This is a genomic window from Pseudomonas sp. Bc-h (assembly GCF_002080045.1).
GTDB lineage: Bacteria > Pseudomonadota > Gammaproteobacteria > Pseudomonadales > Pseudomonadaceae > Aquipseudomonas.
Window position 1 is genome coordinate 78,330 of the sequence record NZ_MUIN01000011.1, and the last position, 18,854, is coordinate 97,183.

The following is an 18,854-nucleotide window of genomic DNA, read 5'->3' on the forward strand; positions in this document are numbered from 1 at the left end:
CGTGCCTTGATCAGGATCAGGTCGCTGGCCGTACTGTCTTGATCAAGGAAAGCAGCGAATAGCCCAGTTGAGGCGCAAGCGCCTCGGCGCGCGCAGTCAGTGCATCCATGTCCAGGGTCTGGTCGAGGTCGGAGGGCACGATGAGAATCACGTTGCCCTCCTTGACCGGCAGCTCCCAGTAATGGCGGTGATACAGCCCGCGCAATAACGCAGCGCCCAAGGGTTTGCCGTCGTCCGACGCCCACTGATTGATGATCAGCCAGCCACCGGGGTTCAGGCGTTGCTGGCATTTTTCCAGAAACCCCCACGCCAGATGGCCCACTGCAGGGCCGGTGTCGGTATATAGATCGACGAAGATCAGGTCGGCGTTTTCGGCGGTTGGTAGCAACTCCAGCGCGTCGCCGATGCGGATATACAAACGCGGATCGTCGTCCAGGCCCATGTACTCCATGGCCAGACGCGGCACGTCCGGGCGCAGTTCGATGGCCTCGACGTCGTCCAGCGGCAAAAACTTCAGACAAGCCTGAGTCAGCGTGCCCGCGCCAAGCCCCATGAACAGCGCGCTTTCCGGGGCTTCGTGACACAGCGCACCGATCAGCATCGCGCGGGTGTAGTCATATTCCAGCCACGCGGGATCGGCTGTGAAGGTGCAGCTTTGCTCAATGGCATCGCCGAACTCCAGGAAGCGATAATCCTCCACTTCCAGCACGCGAATCATGCCGAAGTCATCGTGGACTTCAGCCAATACGCGCTCTACACGCTCCTCGGTCATTGCTGCTCTCTTGCCAATAGTTATCTGGAGTGGGTAACCCTGTGGGATCGCCTTCGCCGAACGCCGCAGGTTGACGAGCTGAGTCGCCAGCCTCGGGAAGCGCGGATTGTCGGCGAAGCAGGCCCGGCAGGTCACGCAAATTATCGGGACTAACTGCTACCATGGCCCTCCGACTGCCTTGATTTCGAGTAGAAGATGAGCCAACCCTGGAGCCCCGACAGCTGGCGGACCCTGCCTATCCAGCAACAACCCCAGTATCCCGACGCAGATCACGTGCTGCGTGTCGAGCAGACGCTGGCCAGTTATCCGCCACTGGTGTTCGCCGGTGAAGCCCGCGAGTTGCGCCGTCAGTTCGCCGAAGTCACCGAGGGTCGCGCCTTTCTGTTGCAGGGTGGCGATTGCGCCGAGAGTTTCTTCGAGTTTTCCGCTGCGAAAATCCGCGACACCTTCAAGGTTTTGCTGCAGATGGCGATTGTCATGACCTTCGCCGCCGGTTGCCCGGTGGTCAAGGTCGGGCGAATGGCCGGCCAGTTCGCCAAGCCGCGCTCCGCCAATGACGAAACCATTGATGGCGTCACCCTGCCGGCCTATCGCGGCGATATCGTCAACGGCATCGGTTTCGACGAAAAGAGCCGCGTGCCGGACCCTGATCGTCTGTTGCAGGCCTATCACCAGTCCACCGCCACCCTGAACCTGTTGCGCGCCTTCGCTCAGGGCGGTTTTGCCGATCTGCATCAAGTGCATCAGTGGAACCTGGATTTCATCGCAGGCTCCGCGCTTTCGGAAAAGTACAGCCATCTGGCCGACCGAATCGACGAAACGCTGGCCTTCATGCGCGCCTGTGGCATGGACACCTCGCCGCAGTTGCGTGAAACCAGCTTCTTCACCGCCCACGAAGCGCTGCTGCTCAACTACGAAGAAGCCTTTGTGCGCCGCGACAGCCTGACCAACGATTTCTACGATTGCTCGGCGCACATACTGTGGATCGGCGACCGTACGCGCCAACTGGACGGCGCGCATGTCGAGTTTCTGCGTGGGGTGAAGAACCCGATCGGGGTGAAAGTCGGCCCGAGCATGAACACTGACGATCTGATTCGCCTGATCGACATCCTCAACCCAGACAACGACCCGGGCCGCCTGAACCTGATCGCACGGATGGGCGCCAACAAGGTCGGCGATCATCTGCCGGGCCTGATCCGTGCAGTCGAGCGTGAGGGCAAGAAGGTGCTGTGGAGCTCCGATCCGATGCATGGCAACACCATCAAGGCCAGCAGCGGCTACAAGACCCGCGACTTCGCGCAGATCCTGGGCGAGGTTAAGCAGTTCTTCCAGGTGCATCAGGCTGAGGGGACCTACGCGGGCGGTATCCACATCGAGATGACCGGCCAGAACGTCACCGAATGCATCGGCGGCGCGCGTCCGATTACCGAAGATGGCCTGTCAGACCGTTACCACACTCACTGTGATCCACGGATGAACGCCGACCAGTCGCTGGAACTGGCGTTCTTGATTGCCGAGACGTTGAAAGCCGTCAAACGTTAATTGCCAGATTCACGAACGCCACCCGCAAGCGCGCTGCACTGGCGCGCTTGCAATTGATCAGCACTTGCGGCAAACCCAACCAGTCTGCCAGTTGCCGCAGATTGGCCGCCAACGCAAGCATCCCCTCCTCGTCCAGCCCTGGCTCTTCCTCATGAACGGCATGCACAGCCAGCCTTCCCGCTGCTCGTTCGGCGCGCAGGTCGATGCGTGCGGCGATGCGCTCCTGGTGCAGAAACGGCAGCACGTAATAGCCGTAAACGCGCTTGTGCGCCGGGGTGTAGATCTCCAGCCGGTAATGGAAGTCGAACAACCGCTCGGTGCGCGCACGCTCCCAGATCAGTGAGTCGAAGGGCGAAAGCAGCGCGCTGGCAGTGACTTTTCTCGGCACCTTGAACTCCGGCAGCGCATACCCCGGCTGCTTCCAGCCCTGCACCTGTATCGCCTGAATCGCGCCCTCTTCCACCAACTCGGCAAGGCCCGCCTTTGCAGGCGCAGGGTCCTGACGAAAATAGTCTCGAATGTCTTTTTCAGTACCGACACCCAGCGCCTTTACTGCGTGCAGCAGCAAGCCGCGCTGGGCATCGGCTTCGGCCAATTCGGTGTGATTGATGATCGAGGCAGGCAAAACACGTTCAGGCAAATCGTAGAGTCGCTCGAAACCACGGCGCCCGGCGACCGTCACTTCACCCGCCGCGAACAACCATTCCAGCGCATGTTTTTCAGCGCTCCAGTCCCACCACTGGCCAGCTTTTTCCTGACGGGTACTCAGACTGCCTGCCCCCAGAGCCCCTTGATCGCGCACGGCTTGCAGCACGCGGGCGATGGTCGGCTGCTGTTCACGGCCAAACCTGGATAACTGCTGATAGATGCCTTCGCCCCGAGATGCACGCTGCATGCGCCAGCGCATCAACGGGTACAACTCGACCGGCAACAGCGAGGCCTCATGCCCCCAGTACTCGAAGAGTTTGCGCTGTCGGCCCTGACTCCACGCTGCCTGATCCAGCAGCTTCTGGGGGTAGTTACCAAGGCGCGAATAAAGCGGCAGGTAATGCGAACGCACCAACGCGTTCACCGAGTCAATCTGCAGCACCCCAAGGCGCTCGATCAACTGCGTGACATGGCTGGCCTTGAAGGTGGCAGGCGGCTGGCGGCCATTGAAACCTTGGGCCGTCAGCGCCAGACGGCGAGCTTGTTTGATGGACAGTTGCTGATTCGGCAGTTCTGCGGGCATTCAGGACCTCCTGATCGATCCGCAAAACTACCTGATCTCGTCCTGTGTTGCACATGCCTGCAGCAATCCGGCTTGCGGGCGGTGGCTATCTCACGATCGTCACCGCCGGCAAGCCGGACTGCTTAGATCGAACCGCGGTACCGACTTGCATATCAGTGCTTCATCGGGTCGTCCCAGAACGGGCGATCAATTTCCTCGTACACATCGGCGCGACTGAGGCCAATGTCCTTGAGCGCATCGTCGCTCAGGCTGGCCAGCACAATACGTTCACGGTGCAGCTTGCGCCAGCGGGCGATCTGCGCCGTCATGGCGTGCCAGGCACGTTCAATTGCCGAATCGTGGGACAGGGTTTTCAGTACCAGTACATAACCTTTTTGACCTTTCATCATCTCGCCCTCCAAGTGGGGATGGCTAGATCTTCTCTCCGGGCTTAAGATCAATCCAACAAATGTTTCTGATGCACTGCATCTGGGAGATTGATGTAATGGCCACCTATCCAAGCATCGACAGTGAACTGCTACGCACCTTCGTTGCCATCGCCGATCAAGGCGGGTTCACCAAGGCGGGCGAGGTGGTCAATCGCACGCAATCGGCGGTCAGCATGCAGATGAAGCGCCTGGAAGACGATGTGGTTCAGCGCCCGCTGTTTCAAAAGGACGGTCGGGTGTTGAACCTGACGGCGGAAGGCCAAGTGCTGCTGGGTTATGCGCGGCGCATCCTCAAGCTGCACAGCGAGGTGTTCAACACGCTGCGCGAGCCGCACATGGTCGGCACAGTGAAAATCGGCACGCCGGACGATTACGTGATGCGCTTTCTGCCGGGCATTCTTTCGCGGTTCGCGCAGGCGTATCCGCTGATTCAAGTCGAGGTGCATTGCGAATCTTCCGCTCAGTTGCTGCAACGCCAGGATCTGGACCTGAGCATCGTCACCCGCGAGCCAGGCAAGGAAATCGGGCAGATTCTGCGTCAGGAGCGTTTCGTCTGGGCCGAGGCTGCGGGTTTCTGCCCCCATGAACAGACGCCGATTCCGCTGGCGATGTTCAACAGTGACTGCTTCTGTCGTCTTTGGGCGAGCAATGCGCTGGATGCGGCGGGTCGTGAGTATCGCGTGGCGTACACCAGCGCGAGCCTGTCGGCGATCATGGCGGTGGTCAGCGCTGGGTTGGCAGTGACGGCTCAGTTGCAGAGCCTGATCACCTCGGATCTGCGCGTGTTGGGTGAAGAGGAAGGACTGCCACAGTTGCCGTCGGCGAGCATCGTTCTGCTGCGCAATCCGAACAATCCTTCACCGATCACCGAATGCCTGGCCGATCACATCGCCGAGGGTTTCAAGCTGTAGGGGTCGTCAAACCCTGAAGCACAACATGATCGCGCAGACCACCAGGAACACACAGAACAGCGAGCGCAGCAAACGCTCGGGCAAGCTGTGCGCCAGAGCCACGCCCCAACTGATGCTCGCCAGACCGCCAATGGCCAATGGAATGCCCATCAGCCAGTCAACGTGACCATGCAGCGCATAAGTGGTCATGGTGATCGTCGTACTGGGCGCTGCCAGTGCCAGCGCAAGGCCTTGTGCAGCCACCTGGGTCGCGCCGAAAACGCCGGTGAGAATGGGCGTGGCGATCACACCGCCACCCACGCCGAACAGCCCCGCCGTGACCCCGGAGCCCAGCCCCAGAACCCACAGCCACTTGGCATGCCGCAACTCGGTGCCAGCATTGCCTTTGCGCCAGTACATCTGGATCAGGTTGAACAGGGTCAGCACGATCAGAAACGCCACGAAGCCGATGCGCATGCTCTGGGCGTCGACTCGCACGGCCCACAAGGACGTGAGCCACGAGACAGTGAAACTCGGAACAATGAGCATCATCGCGTTACGCACGGAAATCCGGTTGCGCTGGTTATAGCGCCACAACGCCAGCAACACGTTCGGCAGCACCATCAGCAACGACGTGCCTTGTGCCAGTTGCTGATCCAGCCCGAACAACACACCCAACGCAGGAATCGCTACCAGCCCGCCACCAATTCCGAACAAGCCGCCCAACGTGCCCATGGCAGCGCCCAGCAGCAGGTACATCACAACATCGACAATCACAACCGGTCCTCAATATGATCTTGCGCGCATGCTACGCAGTCAGAGGGATCGAGGAAATCCACAGCTGCGGATAACCCTCTACGAATCGTGATTAGTTGATTCACGATACGTGTTCCATAGGTCTCAATGCGTGGGCGATAGAAAATCACCTCGCAGCCCATTATCGAAATTATCTGGTGCAATAAAGATCATGGCACTAAATTAGCGATCACTACCGATTAACCGAGGACATGTTCATGAACGCCGACGATAGCTCGACGACGGCTGGCGCTGGCAGTTGCGAAAACCTTCTGCTGGATAATCAGCTGTGTTTTGCCCTGTATTCCACGTCGCTGATGATGACCAAGGTGTACAAACCCTTGCTGCAGGAACTGAATCTCACCTACCCGCAGTACCTGGCAATGCTGGTGCTGTGGGAACGCGATGGTCTGACGGTCGGAGAAGTCAGCACGAAGCTGTTGACCGACCCTGGATCGCTCACTCCGCTGCTCAAGCGCCTGGAGGCGGAAGGCCTGATCAGCCGCACTCGCAGCAAGGAAGACGAACGCGTGGTGCTGCTGACCCTGACCGAACAGGGCAAGGCGCTGCACAAGAAGGCTCAAAGCATTCCGCAATGCATCCTCGCTGCCAGCGGGATCAGCGTGGAGCAGCTCAAGGCATTGCAACACGACCTACTGGGCCTGCGCGGGAACCTGCACGACAACATCTGAGCCCCACCGCTTCCCTCGTTTACCTCATAGGCCAGCCATTCGTGCTGGCCTTTTTGTTCCCGCTGCAAAAAGCACAATCCGCTTGGCCCTGCGGTGGCGATTTAAAGGGCGCCGCGGCCGAACCGAGCTGCTACGGATTGAGATCACCCGTAAAACCCTTCGATGCTCCTATCTTTATTTTTCATAAAAATCAATTAGTTGTATAGGAAAGCGACCTCTTGGCCAACAGAATCCGAGATTTTCTGAAAATTTGTCTTGCGCACTAAACATTAGCGAAGTACATTTCATCTCACTTGCTTAGCGCACAAAACTTTAGCGCAAAGTACAACAGCTTCTAACCAACATCATCTAGTGAGGAAATACCATGCAAACTCTCTATACCGCAGTCGCAACCGCAACCGGTGGCCGTGATGGCCGTGCTGTTTCCAGCGACAAGATCCTGGACGTGAAACTGGCGACCCCGAAAGAACTGGGCGGCGCTGGCGGTGAAGCCACCAACCCTGAGCAACTGTTCGCTGCCGGCTACTCGGCCTGCTTCATCGGCGCACTGAAATTCGTCGCTGGCCAGAGCAAGCGCAGCATCCCTGCCGACGCCTCGATCACTGCCCACGTCGGCATCGGCCAGATCCCTGGCGGTTTCGGTCTGGACATCGACCTGAACATCAACCTGCCGGGTCTGGAACAGGCCGACGCTCAGGCACTGGTCGACGCAGCCCACCAGGTCTGCCCTTACTCCAACGCCACTCGCGGCAACGTTGACGTACGTCTGCACGTAACCGTCTGACTCACCCGCCAACGAAGGAGATGAACATGAACACTTTCGGCAAGATTCTGGCTGGCTCCCTCCTCGCCCTGTCGATCGGCAACGCTTTCGCGGCGACCGACACCGGCGTCGAGCACAACACCCAGGCGTTCCTCGATGCACTGAACGCCGGAGGGGGCAAGCCGATCGAGCAGCTCTCGCCCAAGGATGCACGCGCCGTACTGACCGGCGCTCAGGCGGGGGTCAAGCTGACCCTGCCCAAAGCCGATGTCAGCCAGAAGACCATTTCGGTGGATGGCCAGAACATCAGCCTGACCATCGTGCGTCCGGCGGGCGTCAAAGGCACCTTGCCAGTGTTCATGTACTTCCACGGCGGCGGCTGGGTGTTGGGCGACTACCCGACTCACGAACGTCTGGTGCGGGATCTGGTGGAGGGCTCGGGTGCGGTGGCGGTCTTCGTCAACTACACACCTTCGCCTGAGGCGCACTACCCGACGGCGATCAACCAGGCCTACGCGGCGACCAAATGGGTGGCCGAGCACGGCAAGGAAATCAACGTCGACGGCAAGCGTCTGGCGGTTGCGGGCAATAGCGTCGGCGGCAACATGGCGGCAGTCGTCAGCCTGATGGCCAAAGACAAAGGCACTCCTGCGATCAAATATCAGGTGCTGCTGTGGCCTGTTACCGACGCCAACTTCGAAACCGGCTCGTATGAGCAGTTCGCCGAGGGGCACTTCCTCACTCGCAACATGATGAAGTGGTTCTGGGACAACTACACCACCGATCCGAAGCAACGCGCAGAGATCTATGCCTCACCGCTGCGCGCCACACTGGATCAGTTGAAGGGTCTGCCACCTGCGCTGGTGCAGACCGCCGGTGCCGATGTGTTGCGTGACGAAGGCGAAGCCTACGCCCGCAAGCTGGATCAAGCCGGTGTGCCGGTCACGGCTGTGCGCTACAACGGCATGATCCACGACTACGGGTTGCTCAACGTGGTCAGCCAGGTGCCGGAGGTTCGCTCGGCCATGTTGCAGGCGTCTCAGGAACTGAAGGTTCATCTGAAGTAACCCGCCTCGTTATTTCAGGATGAACATCATGAACTGGTAATCGCACGAAACGTCGCCCACAAAAAAGCCCGACTCAATGGTCGGGCTTTTTCGTATCCGGCGTTACGCAAGCAGTGCTTATTTAGCACGGCCTTTGTAGGAACCGCCTTCACGGGTGTCGATCTCGATCTTGTCACCGATTTCGATGAAGTCGGCAACTTGCAGCTCGGTACCGTTGGCCAGCTTGGCAGGCTTCATGACCTTGCCCGAAGTGTCGCCGCGAGCGGAACCTTCGGTGTAGTCAACGACGCGCACGATGGTGGTCGGCAGCTCTACGGAAACCAGACGGTCTTCGAAGAATACAGCTTCACAGACGTCGGTCATGCCTTCTTCAACGAAAGGCAGAACGGCTTCGATGTCTTCGGCGTTCAGTTCGTACATGGTGTAGTCAGTGGTGTCCATGAACGTGTAGGAGTCACCGCTGATGAAAGACAGGGTGGCTTCTTTGCGGTCCAGGATCACGTCGTCCAGCTTGTCGTCGGCGCTGTAGACGGTTTCAGTCTTGTAGCCGGTCAGCAGGTTCTTCAGCTTGGTCTTCATGATCGCGCTGTTACGACCAGACTTGGTGAATTCAGCTTTCTGAACCAGCCAAGGATCGTTGTCGATACGGATCACGGTGCCGGGTTTAAGCTCTTTACCAGTTTTCATTACGAGTATCCGAATTTGGATTGAAGTACTTTCTAAGCCCTGTACGAAAAGCCACTTTTCGTACAGGGCTTAATACAAGGCCGCGTATCATATCCAATTTCGGTAAAAGTGTACTAGCGCAGTCGTCAGATCGTCCTGCAAGGCCTGTTCCAGACACCACCGCTCGGCATGGGCCGCCAGCTCACCCTGGTGATTTTCCAGGGTTTCCCAGCTTTGCGTCATGTCCTGCACCGCATTCCAGTTGCGCCAGACTTGGGTCAGCGCCTCCCCGGCCGCAGCCGATAATCCCGCCAGATACAACTCCAGGAAGGCATCCAGCTTGGCCCAATGGGCGTCGTCGTCCTGCTCGTAGATGTGCCAGATCAGCGGCCGCCCGGCCCATTGCGCGCGGACGAAAGAGTCTTCGCCACGTACCACGTTGAACTCGCAGCACCACAGCAGACGGTCGTAATCTTCCTGGCGCACGAAGGGCAGAACCTGAACGGTCAGGTTGCCGCGCACCTGCACGGCGCCCGCTTTGAGGCTTTCGATGCCCAGCCATCGTTCGACATCGCCGATGACCCGCCCTTCCGGCACCAGGAGGTGGGTGAGCCGGGAAGCGCCGGCCAAGCAGTCCAGCCACGAGCCCAATCCTGCATGCTCGTAGGCGAACAGGGAGATCAGCCGTGTCGGGCCGTTTGAATCAACAGCCTGTGGATAAATCCCGAGATCAGCCAGGAATGCCTGTTTAGCGGCAGGATTCTGCTCGAAGGCATGGCGTCGCTCGATCAGCCCGGTTTCGCGCAGCAACCCGCCGGTGGTGGTCCTGAAGCCCGGGAAGAAAAAGAATTTCTGAATGCCGCTCGATTGCAGCGAGGGCAAACCGTGGCACCCGGTGACCCACTCCTCAGCACTGAGGTATTCGAGGTTCAACCACAACGGGCGCGGGTTGCGCGCTTTCATGGCCTCTATATAGGCGGCGGGAAGATGGCAGGCGAAGGCCTCGATGACCACATCCGCAGGCTCGGCAGGCTGCCAGTCTTTGGCCCAGAAACACACGTTGACGCCGGCATGCCACTGCTGCTCGGCCGTCGCGTCAGCCCCGGGGCACAAGCGTGCGAACGCCGAGAGATCGTCTACCCACAGACGCACGTCCATCCCATGTTCGGCGACCAGCTGTCGGGCCAGACGAAAGGTCACGCCCACATCGCCGAAGTTATCCACAACGGTACAGAAAATATCCCAAGAGGCTTTCATCCGGGCTCCCTGAGGATGTTCAAAAAAGCGGATTGTCCGTCATAACGACGCAGAATCACCAGCCCCGGTCGTGCGACAATCGGCGCCAACGTCATACAAGTCGGGAGTCTGTCATGTACGTCAATCATCGCGAATTGTCCGTCACGCTCCACCCATTGAAGCTGGTTCTGTCCATCGCCGCCGGGATCTGGCTCGGATTTCTGGCGGTCGCGCTGACGGCCTGGTTGATCTACAAGGTCTTGCCCGCCGAGCAGACTCAAGCACTGAATAACGCAGCGGCCCAGCTGACCAACCCTCCCGGCGCCAAACCCAGGCCTGAAAGCGACAACCCGATGTTCGACCAGTACCGGCAGATGCTGCGCGACAGTGAGGCGCGTCAGGCGCAGGAGGCCGAACAGGTCGAACGTCAGCGCAGCTTCAACGGGCCCAAGTGCCAGTTCTGGATGCAGCAGAACCAGACCGCCCCCAGCGAGAAAAGCCGCGCGGCGATTTATCAGTTCTGCGGTTGACCCCCTCCACGAGAAAAGCAGCATTCATGAACAAGCAGCAGGTCCTGCAACGGATCATCGAAAGACTCGAAATTGATCTGGACGTCGCCATTCGTGCCGCGCAAACCGCGTACGAAACCGCGACCCACGAAGAGAACATCGCCGAAAACAAGTACGACACGCTGGGCCTGGAGGCTTCGTATCTGGCCGCCGGGCAGGCGCGTCGAGTCGAGGAAATTCGCCAGTCGCTGACGCTCTACAAGACTCTGGTGCTCAAGCCGTTCGACGAGGCGCGCGGCATTCAGCCGGGGGATCTGATCGTGCTGGAGTCGGTCAGTGGCGTCGAACAGCACCTGTTTCTGGGACCAGATGCCGCAGGCTTGAAAATCACTGTCGATGAGACGCTGATCACCGTGATCACTGCCAAGGCGCCGCTGGGGCAGAACCTGCTGGGCAAGTTCGACGGCGATGAAGTCGAGATAAGCGTCAATGGCAGCCGACAGTCGTTCGAGGTCATGCGCGTGGTGTGATCCGTTGATCATTTGCAGGGTTGAAGGGTCTGACTTTTTGTGGGTATGGTGCGCAGTCGCACGACAAACGGTGAACCCGGAATATGGAGCCGGACCCACGGATTTAACCAAGGAGATATTTCATGACGAACGTCATCACTTTCCCTGACGCCCATGAACGTGATCGCCTCAAGTCCAGTGACCACCAAGGGTTGAGATACCTGAACAAGAAAGAGCGACAACTGATCGACCGCCTGCGCATGACCAGTCACGCGGGCCGCCAATATGTGTACGACTACGCCAATATCATGTCGCGGTCCAAGCCCATGTATCCCGATCCGGTGGATTGACGATGCAATCAAGTGGCAGCACGGCTTGTCGGCGGTGACATCCTTCAGATCCACCCTGCCGACCCGCCGTGCAGCTGCAGATACGCGACTCTGGTCATGAAGCGTTCAGCTCAGGTTCAGTACAAAGCCGCAGGACACGGGCCTATAGTGGGCAGATGTTTTCTGCCTTCAGGTACCTGTCATGTCCGCTGCGCCCGAGTCCGTCACGCCCGACACCACTGCCCCAGTTGAGCCTGCGAAACCCGATCACCTGCGCTTTCACAAAGGCCATGCGCATCTGGCTCCGACCTTCGGCAATGATGCTTTTGCCCTCAAGGCCGAGGCCTTTGCGCGGTTCTTCGGCACGCCGACTTTCCTGGGCGCACAAACAGTGCTCGTGCTGTTGTGGGTCGGCGCCAACCTGAGCGGTCTGGTGAAGTTTGACGTCTATCCGTTCATCCTGCTCAACCTGGCGTTCAGCCTGCAGTCGGCTTATGCCGCGCCCTTGATTCTGCTGGCCCAGACCCGCCAGGCCGCGCGCGACAAAGCCAGCTCCGACGCCGACGCTCAACACCGCGAAGCCCTGGCCGTTGCCAACGAAGAACGCATGGCCCGCGCGGCGCAGAACACCGCACAGATGCTCGAACTGCTGGAACAGAACACCCGCCTGACAGAAATGACCAAGGTGCTGACCGAACGTGTGGAAGCGCTGACGGCAGACATGCACAAGCATTTCGTGAAAAAGGATGGACATGTCTGAGCACCTTGTCCTTCAAGGAACAGATAACTGATCCTGCGCGACTCCCTCCCACAAAAATCAGTGCCCCCGAATCACCTGACTCACCGGTTACCGCCCTGCAGGTCCTTGAACGCATCGCGGCAAATCGACAGGGCTATTTCAATATCACCGAGACATCGCATTTCGCCGAGTCATCCCTGTCCGGGCACTTTGGGCAGTGTGTGGACACTTATGATATTGCGGTCGTAATGGAAGAGCGGGATTATGCCTGTAATTTTTCCGGCACACCGCCGGATGTCTCCCGGAGCGCACGCCCATGCAAAGCACCTCTCGCGAAGAAACCCTGGCCCTCTGGCAAGCCCAGGAACAAGAAATGCGCGCCCGTCTCGGCAAGGCCGGGAGCATGAGCCTGTTAGACGTTGCCCAACTGACGCCGCAGGAATTTTTCGACGGCATCGGCAGCGGTCTTTACCCGCACCCGCCGATCGGTGAGTTGATGGATTTCGTGCCCATCGAATGGACGCCGGGGCGCTTCGTCTTTCAGGGCACGCCTGGCCCACAACATTACAACCCGCTGGGGACAGTGCATGGCGGATACGCTGCAACGCTGCTGGATTCGTGCATGGGTTGTTCGATTCACACCCAATTGAAGAAGGGCCAGGGCTACACCACCCTCGACCTGCGCATCAGTTACATCCGCGCCCTCAACAACAAGACCGGCCCGATTCGCGCCGAAGGGACGGTGGTGCACGTCGGGCGCTCCACGGCACTGGCCGAGGGCAGAATCTACGACGCCGATGGCCGCCTGTATGCCATCGGCACCACCACCTGCATGATTCTCGACATGAACCGCTGACCGGGCGCGACGTGATCGAACACCACCGCCTGTAGCAACACGGCTTTCCGGCGGTGGCGACATCAGAAACATCACCGCCGGCAAGCCGGACGGCTACAGCCCCGGGTACTCCTCATTCGTGATTTGCAGTCAAAAGTCCCTTTCCGATTGCCCGGTTTTTCCGCTGCGATCGAACCGGGATACTGGGCTTCAGATTTCCCACCGACGCAATGGAGTATCCACATGACTGTTCCTGCATTTGGCCTGGGCACGTTTCGCTTGAAGGACCAGGTTGTAATCGACTCGGTCACGACCGGCTTTGAACTGGGCTACCGCGTCGTCGACACCGCGCAGATTTACGGCAACGAAGCCGAAGTCGGTCAGGCCATCGCGCAAAGCGGCGTCCCCCGTGAAGACCTCTTCATCACCACCAAGATATGGACCGACCACTATGCCGCCGACAAGCTGATCCCTAGCCTCAAGGAAAGCCTGGCGAAGCTGAGAACCGACTATGTCGACCTGACCCTGATCCACTGGCCGTCACCGGGCGGCAAGGTTTCGGTCGCTGAATTCATGGGCGCGCTGCTGGAAGCGAAGCAGCAGGGCCTGACCCGCGAGATCGGTGTGTCCAACTTCACCATCGCGTTGATGAAAGAAGCCATCGCAGCGGTGGGCGCCGAGAACATCGCCACCAATCAGATCGAACTGCATCCGTATCTGCAGAACCGCGCCGTCGTGGGTTTCGCTCAGCAGCAGCGCATCCAGATCACGTCGTACATGACCCTGGCCTACGGCGAAGTCATCAAGGACCCGGTAATCCAGCAGATCGCCCAGCGTCACAACGCGACACCTGCGCAAGTCACCCTGGCCTGGGCCATGCAACTGGGCTACGCGGTGATTCCGTCGTCGACCAAACGCGAGAACCTGGAAAGCAATCTCAAGGCGGTCGACCTCAAGCTCAGCAACGAAGACATGGCCCAGATCGCCCGACTGGATCGCGGCCATCGCCTGACCAGCCCGGCAAGCCTGGCGCCGCAGTGGGATTGATCGCCTCGATTCAACAGCAGATCAAATTCCTGTAGCAGTCCGGCTTGCCGGCGGCAGCGACGTCAAAAACGCCAGCGCCGGCAAGCCGTGCTGCTACAGAGGTTCGCTGCTGTTCATTACCCAGTGAAAGAATCTGGAAGGACTCGAACCGCGCCCCGTAACAATGCACCCGAACCATAATCAGGCACCTACGTAACACCTGCGAAAAATTGGTTCACTTATTCCCCGAACCAATCGCACCTCCTCCCGCGAACCAAGCTTGTGAACCTTTGGCGATTGGCCCAAGGGGCCTCAAGTGCTGGCTTCGACACGTCTGAACCGCGCATTTTCCAGCCGAACCAATTTCCATTGGCATCGCTATTGCACTCGCCCTTCCATCGCTACTCGCAGCCTTGCGCTGCAACTGGCCCCTGATTTCATCCTGTCACGAGAGACCATGATGGAAAGGTTCGAGACTGACGCCCCTCACGACAACTCGTCGAAAATGGCCCTTGATGCGCTGCGCCAGATGGTGGCGCAACAGGCGGCGTTCCCCCAGCGGGCATTGCCTACCGAACGCGAACTGGCGGTGGATTTCGGTGTGAGTCGCCGTGCGATTCGACGCGCCCTTGCGGTGCTTGAAGCCGAAGGCCAGATCTGGCGCCGCCAGGGCAAAGGCACCTTCGTCGGCCCTACCCCGCCCAGTGCCGCGATGAGTTTTGCCAAGTTGTCGAGCCGGACCAATTTCAGCGAGGTCATGGAAGCGCGCCTGTATCTGGAGCCCGCGCTCGCCTCACTCGCCGCGCTACGGGCCAACGGAGAACAGATGGCGATCCTGCGCCGCCTCGCCGAACGCACTGAGCGCCAGCAGCACGCGACCGAGATCGACGCCGAGGGCATTGAGCTGTGGGACAGCGCGCTGCATCGCGGCATCGCCGAAGCCGCCGGCAACCGCTTGATGCTGGATATCTTCGAAATGCTCGACGCCATCCGCCTCGACCCTGCCTGGCGCGACCTGCGCCAACGCGCCCGCAACGCCGACCGGCTGGACACCTACAGCCACGATCACGACGACATCGTCAGTGCCATCGAAACCCGCGATCCGGTCAAGGCCGCCACTGCCATGCGCGGTCATCTGCGCGCGTTGCAGCAAGCCCTCGACCACGTCATTCAACAAGACCTTGAGGCCAGCGTATGAGCGACACCCCTCGCGATCAGCAACGCGCAGTACTGAGCGTCAGCGACCTCACCGTGCGCTTCAAGGATGCGCCGGCCAACGTGGTCGACGGCGTGTCCTTTTCCATCAAGGCGGGTAAAACCCTGGCGATTGTCGGTGAGTCCGGCTGCGGCAAAAGTGTGACATCGATGGCTCTGATGGGCCTGCTGCCCGACACTGCGAACGTCGAGGCCCGCGCCTCCAACCTGCTCGACGAGGCTCTGCTGGGCATGTCCGATGAGCGCCTGCTGGACGTACGCGGCAATCGCATGGCGATGATCTTTCAGGAGCCGATGACCTCGCTCAATCCGGTCTTCACCATTGGCGAGCAGATCGCCGAAAGTGTGATGCGCCATCAGGGCGTGTCTGCCAGCGCTGCCCGAAAACGCGCACTGGAAATGCTTGAAAAAGTCCGCGTGCCCGACGCACAACAGCGTCTGGACGCTTACCCCCACGAACTCTCCGGTGGCATGCGTCAGCGCGCGATGATCGCCATGGCCCTGGCCAACGACCCGGCATTGATCATCGCTGACGAGCCGACCACCGCGCTGGACGTAACCATTCAGGCGCAGATCCTGTCGCTGGTCGCCAGCCTTCAGGCAGAGACCGGCACCTCGATGATCCTCATCACCCACGACCTCGGGGTCGTCGCGGAAGTCGCCGACGAGGTGATGGTGATGTACGCCGGTCGCGTGGTGGAAGGCGGTTCGGTGAAGACCCTGTTCGACGACCCGCAGCATCCCTACACCATCGGCCTGATGGGTTCGATGCCTTCGGTAGGCCCGCGCGAAGGACGACTGGCGACGATCAATGGTCGTGTGCCGACACCTGCGGAAATGCCCAGCGGTTGCCGCTTTGCCAGCCGTTGCCCGTTCGTCATCAGCGCCTGTCACGAAGCTCGCCCGCCCCTGCTGGAACTCTCCGACGGCCACTTCGCCGCCTGCATTCGAGCGCCACTGGAACAGCATCTGGGAGTCAGCGCATGAACCTGTCACAGAAAAAAACCGCCGATGCCGATGCGCTGGAACAGCCGATTCTGGAAAGCATCGCTGTGAGTAAACATTTCCACAGCGAAACGGGTTTGTTCCAGCGCAAGAAGCCACCGGTGCAGGCGGTGAATGAAGTGTCTCTGGCGGTGCGTCGAGGTGAGACGCTGGCGTTGGTAGGCGAGTCGGGTTCCGGCAAATCGACTCTGGGCCGCGTGCTGCTGAACCTGCTCAAACCCACCGCAGGCGATGTGATTTACGAAGGACGCAATCTGGGTAATTTGCCTGCCGACAAGCTGCGTCAGGTACGTCGCGATCTGCAGATCATCTTTCAGGACCCGTTCGCGTCGCTGAACCCGCGCATGAGTGTGGAATCGATCATTGGCGAGCCGATCTGGCTGCACCGAGACGACAGCCGCAGCGCGCGTCAGGACAAAGTCGCCGAACTGCTGCGCACGGTTGGCCTGGCGCCGGAGCATGGCAGTCGCTTCCCCCATGAGTTCTCCGGTGGTCAGCGTCAGCGCATCGGCATCGCTCGTGCTCTGGCCTCCGAGCCAAGGCTGATCCTCGGCGACGAACCGGTGTCGGCGCTGGACGTGTCGGTGCAGGCGCAGGTGGTCAACCTGCTGGAAGACCTCAAGCATCAGTTCGGCCTGACCCTGTTGATCGTCGCCCACGGCCTGGCCGTGATCCGCCACATGAGCGACCGAGTGGCAGTGATGTACCTCGGCGAAATCGTCGAACTGGCACCGGTCAACGCGCTGTTCGAGACGCCGTTCCATCCCTACACCCAGGCGCTGATGGCGGCTGTACCGGTCAGCCATCCGGATTTGCGCCGCCCTCGGCCGCTGCTCGGGGGCGACATGCCAAGCCCGAGCAAGCCGCCGTCAGGCTGCCGCTTTCATACCCGTTGTCCGCACGCCAGGCCGCTGTGCCGCGAACTCAAGCCGACCTTCGAGACCGTCGAGCCGGGACGTCAGGTCGCCTGCCATTACTGGCGCGAAATCGCCAACGCCGGCGCCGGTTCGCTGATCGTGCCAACGCCCAGCGCCGCCTACAGCCAACGCCTGAATCTGTTCAAAAGCCATCAAGCCCTTTCTCTGGAGAGTCAGCCATGAAGTTCGCCCACCTGATGACAACCACCTTGTTGCTGCTCGCTGCGAATGCTGCTGTCGCCGAAACCACCCTGCGCATTGGCATCCAGGACGATCCTGACGTGCTTGACCCGCATCGCTCGCGCACCTACTCGGGGCGTCTGGTGTACACCGCCCTGTGCGACAAGCTGGTGGACATCAGCCCGGACCTCACCTACGTCCCGCAACTGGCCACGGCCTGGAACTGGAGCGAAGATGGCAAGACGCTGACCATGACCCTGCGCGACGGCGTGACGTTTCACGATGGCGAAGCGTTCGACGCCGCCGCCGTGAAGTTCAACCTGGACCGCGCCCGCACCCTGCCCGACTCGCTACGCAAGAGCGAGCTGTCGTCGGTGGAAAGCGTGGATGTGATCGACGCGAAAACCGTGGCGATCAAGGTCAAGCAGCCAGACGCCACGCTGATTTCCCAGCTCTCCGACCGCGCCGGAATGATGCTCGCGCCCAAAGCCTCGGCCACCGATGTCGGCTCGAAACCGGTGTGCTCCGGCCCGTACAAATTCGTCCAGCGTGTACAGCAGGATCGCATCGTGCTGGAGCGTTTCGACAACTACTGGAACAAGCAGGCCTACCATTTCGACAAGGTGATTTTCCTGCCGATTCCGGACACCTCGGTGCGTCTGGCGAACCTGCGTTCCGGAGATCTGGACATCATCGAGCGCGTGGCGCCGACTGACGTGAAGACCGCCAAGGCCGACAGCCATGTGCAGGTCTTCAGCACGCCGGGCTTGGGCTACATGCAGCTGATGTACAACACCAACAACGGCGACAAGGCCAATAATCCCATGGGCCAGGACAAGCGCGTGCGCAAGGCGTTCGAGCTGGCCATCGATCGCGACGCGATCAATCAGGTGGTGTTCGAAGGCCTGTACGCACCGAGCGCGCAGCCGTTCCCGAAAAACAGCCCGTACTACGACAAGTCCCTGCCGCTGCCAGCGCGAGACGTTGAAGCGAGCAAGAAGCTGCTGGCCGAAGCAGGCGTGAAGACGCCGGTCAATGTCGAGCTGAAGGTCGCCAACAACCCCATCGCGCAACAGGTTGGGCAGATCATTCAGGCCATGGCCGAAGAAGCCGGTTTCAAGGTCAACCTGATCGCCACCGAATACGCCACGCTGCTCAGCGAACAACAGGCGGGCAACTTTCAGATCGGCATGAGCGCCTGGTCTGGCCGGCCTGATCCGGATGGCGACATCCATCAGTTCGTGACCTGCAAGGGCGGTCAGAACGACGCCCATTTCTGCGACCCGAAACTCGACGAACTGCTGAACAAGGCCCGCACCGTTAACGATCAGGCACAGCGTCAGGCGCTGTATTTCGAAGCCCTGCGCCTGCTCGCCGACGACGTGCCGACCAGCTACCTGTATTTCGATCCGCGAATCATCGCCATGCGCAGCAACCTGACCGGTTTCGTGCCCAATCCCGATGGTTTGATTCGCCTGAACAACGTCGCCTTCAAATGATCATGGCCC

Annotated in this window: 21 protein-coding genes; 15 read left to right on the top strand and 6 right to left on the bottom strand. The window is 60.0% G+C overall.

Going from position 1 to position 18,854, the window contains the following annotated elements:
* Positions 1-16 precede the first annotated feature (16 nt).
* Entirely contained in the window at positions 17-772 is a 756-nt protein-coding gene (locus tag BWR59_RS20660; RefSeq protein WP_081567495.1) for a spermidine synthase, read from the bottom strand.
* Positions 773-967: 195 nt separating this feature from the next.
* On the opposite strand from BWR59_RS20660, the gene BWR59_RS20665 reads away from it, so the two are divergent.
* Positions 968-2,314, top strand: a complete 1,347-nt coding sequence (locus BWR59_RS20665) for a 3-deoxy-7-phosphoheptulonate synthase class II (protein WP_081567496.1) — start codon at positions 968-970, stop codon at positions 2,312-2,314.
* On the opposite strand, the gene BWR59_RS20670 is transcribed toward BWR59_RS20665, so the two are convergent.
* The gene (locus BWR59_RS20670) at positions 2,304-3,545 is read right to left on the bottom strand and encodes a winged helix-turn-helix domain-containing protein (RefSeq protein WP_081567497.1); all 1,242 of its coding nucleotides are present in this window, start codon (positions 3,543-3,545) and stop codon (positions 2,304-2,306) included. The genes BWR59_RS20665 and BWR59_RS20670 overlap by 11 nt on opposite strands.
* A 152-nt stretch (positions 3,546-3,697) precedes the next feature.
* A complete protein-coding gene (locus BWR59_RS20675) occupies positions 3,698-3,931 on the bottom strand; it encodes a DUF1127 domain-containing protein (protein ID WP_081567938.1) in 234 nt (77 codons plus the stop codon).
* A gap of 98 nt (positions 3,932-4,029) precedes the next feature.
* Here BWR59_RS20675 and BWR59_RS20680 point away from each other — a divergent pair, with 98 nt between their 5' ends.
* Positions 4,030-4,884: a LysR substrate-binding domain-containing protein gene (locus tag BWR59_RS20680; RefSeq protein WP_218191254.1), complete on the top strand. Its 855-nt coding sequence runs from the start codon at positions 4,030-4,032 to the stop codon at positions 4,882-4,884.
* A 6-nt stretch (positions 4,885-4,890) separates the two neighbouring features.
* Here BWR59_RS20680 and BWR59_RS20685 read toward each other — a convergent pair whose 3' ends face one another.
* On the bottom strand, positions 4,891-5,637 hold the full coding sequence (locus BWR59_RS20685; RefSeq protein ID WP_081567939.1) for a sulfite exporter TauE/SafE family protein: 747 nt from the start codon (positions 5,635-5,637) through the stop codon (positions 4,891-4,893).
* Positions 5,638-5,876: 239 nt separating this feature from the next.
* Between BWR59_RS20685 and BWR59_RS20690 the strand changes: the two genes are divergently transcribed.
* From BWR59_RS20690 to BWR59_RS20700, 3 genes are all read left to right on the top strand, one after another.
* Positions 5,877-6,350: a MarR family transcriptional regulator gene (locus BWR59_RS20690; RefSeq protein ID WP_143490898.1), complete on the top strand. Its 474-nt coding sequence runs from the start codon at positions 5,877-5,879 to the stop codon at positions 6,348-6,350.
* Between the two features lie 364 nt (positions 6,351-6,714).
* Positions 6,715-7,134: an organic hydroperoxide resistance protein gene (locus BWR59_RS20695; RefSeq protein ID WP_081567500.1), complete on the top strand. Its 420-nt coding sequence runs from the start codon at positions 6,715-6,717 to the stop codon at positions 7,132-7,134.
* Positions 7,135-7,160: 26 nt separating this feature from the next.
* Positions 7,161-8,180: an alpha/beta hydrolase gene (locus BWR59_RS20700; protein WP_081567501.1), complete on the top strand. Its 1,020-nt coding sequence runs from the start codon at positions 7,161-7,163 to the stop codon at positions 8,178-8,180.
* Between the two features lie 117 nt (positions 8,181-8,297).
* Here BWR59_RS20700 and BWR59_RS20705 read toward each other — a convergent pair whose 3' ends face one another.
* Positions 8,298-8,867 (bottom strand): elongation factor P, encoded by a 570-nt coding sequence (locus BWR59_RS20705; RefSeq protein WP_081567502.1) that lies wholly within the window; start codon positions 8,865-8,867, stop codon positions 8,298-8,300.
* Between the two features lie 87 nt (positions 8,868-8,954).
* The gene (gene earP, locus BWR59_RS20710) at positions 8,955-10,103 is read right to left on the bottom strand and encodes an elongation factor P maturation arginine rhamnosyltransferase EarP (protein WP_081567503.1); all 1,149 of its coding nucleotides are present in this window, start codon (positions 10,101-10,103) and stop codon (positions 8,955-8,957) included.
* 113 nt (positions 10,104-10,216) lie between these two features.
* Here earP and BWR59_RS20715 point away from each other — a divergent pair, with 113 nt between their 5' ends.
* The 10 genes from BWR59_RS20715 (at position 10,217) to BWR59_RS20760 (ending at position 18,845) form a co-directional block, all read left to right on the top strand.
* A complete protein-coding gene (locus BWR59_RS20715) occupies positions 10,217-10,612 on the top strand; it encodes a hypothetical protein (RefSeq protein WP_081567504.1) in 396 nt (131 codons plus the stop codon).
* A gap of 26 nt (positions 10,613-10,638) precedes the next feature.
* Positions 10,639-11,121 (top strand): GreA/GreB family elongation factor, encoded by a 483-nt coding sequence (locus tag BWR59_RS20720; protein ID WP_081567505.1) that lies wholly within the window; start codon positions 10,639-10,641, stop codon positions 11,119-11,121.
* Between the two features lie 122 nt (positions 11,122-11,243).
* Positions 11,244-11,450, top strand: coding sequence for a hypothetical protein (locus BWR59_RS20725; RefSeq protein ID WP_081567506.1), 207 nt, complete (start codon positions 11,244-11,246; stop codon positions 11,448-11,450).
* 181 nt (positions 11,451-11,631) lie between these two features.
* Positions 11,632-12,189 (top strand): DUF1003 domain-containing protein, encoded by a 558-nt coding sequence (locus tag BWR59_RS20730; RefSeq protein WP_081567507.1) that lies wholly within the window; start codon positions 11,632-11,634, stop codon positions 12,187-12,189.
* Positions 12,190-12,484: 295 nt separating this feature from the next.
* Positions 12,485-13,024, top strand: a complete 540-nt coding sequence (locus BWR59_RS20735; protein WP_081567508.1) for a PaaI family thioesterase — start codon at positions 12,485-12,487, stop codon at positions 13,022-13,024.
* A gap of 222 nt (positions 13,025-13,246) precedes the next feature.
* Positions 13,247-14,050: a 2,5-didehydrogluconate reductase DkgB gene (gene dkgB, locus BWR59_RS20740; RefSeq protein ID WP_081567509.1), complete on the top strand. Its 804-nt coding sequence runs from the start codon at positions 13,247-13,249 to the stop codon at positions 14,048-14,050.
* Positions 14,051-14,489: 439 nt separating this feature from the next.
* Positions 14,490-15,227 (top strand): FCD domain-containing protein, encoded by a 738-nt coding sequence (locus BWR59_RS20745; protein WP_081567940.1) that lies wholly within the window; start codon positions 14,490-14,492, stop codon positions 15,225-15,227.
* Entirely contained in the window at positions 15,224-16,231 is a 1,008-nt protein-coding gene (locus BWR59_RS20750) for an ABC transporter ATP-binding protein (RefSeq protein WP_081567510.1), read from the top strand. Before BWR59_RS20745 ends, BWR59_RS20750 begins: the two co-directional genes overlap by 4 nt.
* Complete coding sequence (locus BWR59_RS20755; RefSeq protein ID WP_081567511.1) at positions 16,228-17,349, top strand: oligopeptide/dipeptide ABC transporter ATP-binding protein; 1,122 nt, start codon at positions 16,228-16,230, stop codon at positions 17,347-17,349. The genes BWR59_RS20750 and BWR59_RS20755 overlap by 4 nt, the downstream gene beginning before the upstream one ends.
* On the top strand, positions 17,346-18,845 hold the full coding sequence (locus BWR59_RS20760) for an ABC transporter substrate-binding protein (RefSeq protein ID WP_081567512.1): 1,500 nt from the start codon (positions 17,346-17,348) through the stop codon (positions 18,843-18,845). The genes BWR59_RS20755 and BWR59_RS20760 overlap by 4 nt, the downstream gene beginning before the upstream one ends.
* Positions 18,846-18,854 lie beyond the last annotated feature (9 nt).

Bases quoted from the DNA above. Each gene is read 5' to 3' on its own strand.
- BWR59_RS20700 (WP_081567501.1), top strand. From the start codon at position 7,161: ATGAACACTTTCGGCAAGATTCTGGCTGGCTCCCTCCTCGCCCTGTCG.
- BWR59_RS20715 (WP_081567504.1), top strand. From the start codon at position 10,217: ATGTACGTCAATCATCGCGAATTGTCCGTCACGCTCCACCCATTGAAG.
- BWR59_RS20665 (WP_081567496.1), top strand. From the start codon at position 968: ATGAGCCAACCCTGGAGCCCCGACAGCTGGCGGACCCTGCCTATCCAG.
- BWR59_RS20675 (WP_081567938.1), bottom strand. From the start codon at position 3,931: ATGAAAGGTCAAAAAGGTTATGTACTGGTACTGAAAACCCTGTCCCAC.
- BWR59_RS20695 (WP_081567500.1), top strand. From the start codon at position 6,715: ATGCAAACTCTCTATACCGCAGTCGCAACCGCAACCGGTGGCCGTGAT.
- BWR59_RS20705 (WP_081567502.1), bottom strand. From the start codon at position 8,867: ATGAAAACTGGTAAAGAGCTTAAACCCGGCACCGTGATCCGTATCGAC.
- BWR59_RS20745 (WP_081567940.1), top strand. From the start codon at position 14,490: ATGGAAAGGTTCGAGACTGACGCCCCTCACGACAACTCGTCGAAAATG.
- BWR59_RS20735 (WP_081567508.1), top strand. From the start codon at position 12,485: ATGCAAAGCACCTCTCGCGAAGAAACCCTGGCCCTCTGGCAAGCCCAG.
- BWR59_RS20660 (WP_081567495.1), bottom strand. From the start codon at position 772: ATGACCGAGGAGCGTGTAGAGCGCGTATTGGCTGAAGTCCACGATGAC.
- BWR59_RS20730 (WP_081567507.1), top strand. From the start codon at position 11,632: ATGTCCGCTGCGCCCGAGTCCGTCACGCCCGACACCACTGCCCCAGTT.
- BWR59_RS20720 (WP_081567505.1), top strand. From the start codon at position 10,639: ATGAACAAGCAGCAGGTCCTGCAACGGATCATCGAAAGACTCGAAATT.
- BWR59_RS20680 (WP_218191254.1), top strand. From the start codon at position 4,030: ATGGCCACCTATCCAAGCATCGACAGTGAACTGCTACGCACCTTCGTT.
- BWR59_RS20760 (WP_081567512.1), top strand. From the start codon at position 17,346: ATGAAGTTCGCCCACCTGATGACAACCACCTTGTTGCTGCTCGCTGCG.
- BWR59_RS20725 (WP_081567506.1), top strand. From the start codon at position 11,244: ATGACGAACGTCATCACTTTCCCTGACGCCCATGAACGTGATCGCCTC.
- BWR59_RS20670 (WP_081567497.1), bottom strand. From the start codon at position 3,545: ATGCCCGCAGAACTGCCGAATCAGCAACTGTCCATCAAACAAGCTCGC.
- BWR59_RS20690 (WP_143490898.1), top strand. From the start codon at position 5,877: ATGAACGCCGACGATAGCTCGACGACGGCTGGCGCTGGCAGTTGCGAA.
- BWR59_RS20755 (WP_081567511.1), top strand. From the start codon at position 16,228: ATGAACCTGTCACAGAAAAAAACCGCCGATGCCGATGCGCTGGAACAG.
- dkgB (WP_081567509.1), top strand. From the start codon at position 13,247: ATGACTGTTCCTGCATTTGGCCTGGGCACGTTTCGCTTGAAGGACCAG.
- BWR59_RS20750 (WP_081567510.1), top strand. From the start codon at position 15,224: ATGAGCGACACCCCTCGCGATCAGCAACGCGCAGTACTGAGCGTCAGC.
- earP (WP_081567503.1), bottom strand. From the start codon at position 10,103: ATGAAAGCCTCTTGGGATATTTTCTGTACCGTTGTGGATAACTTCGGC.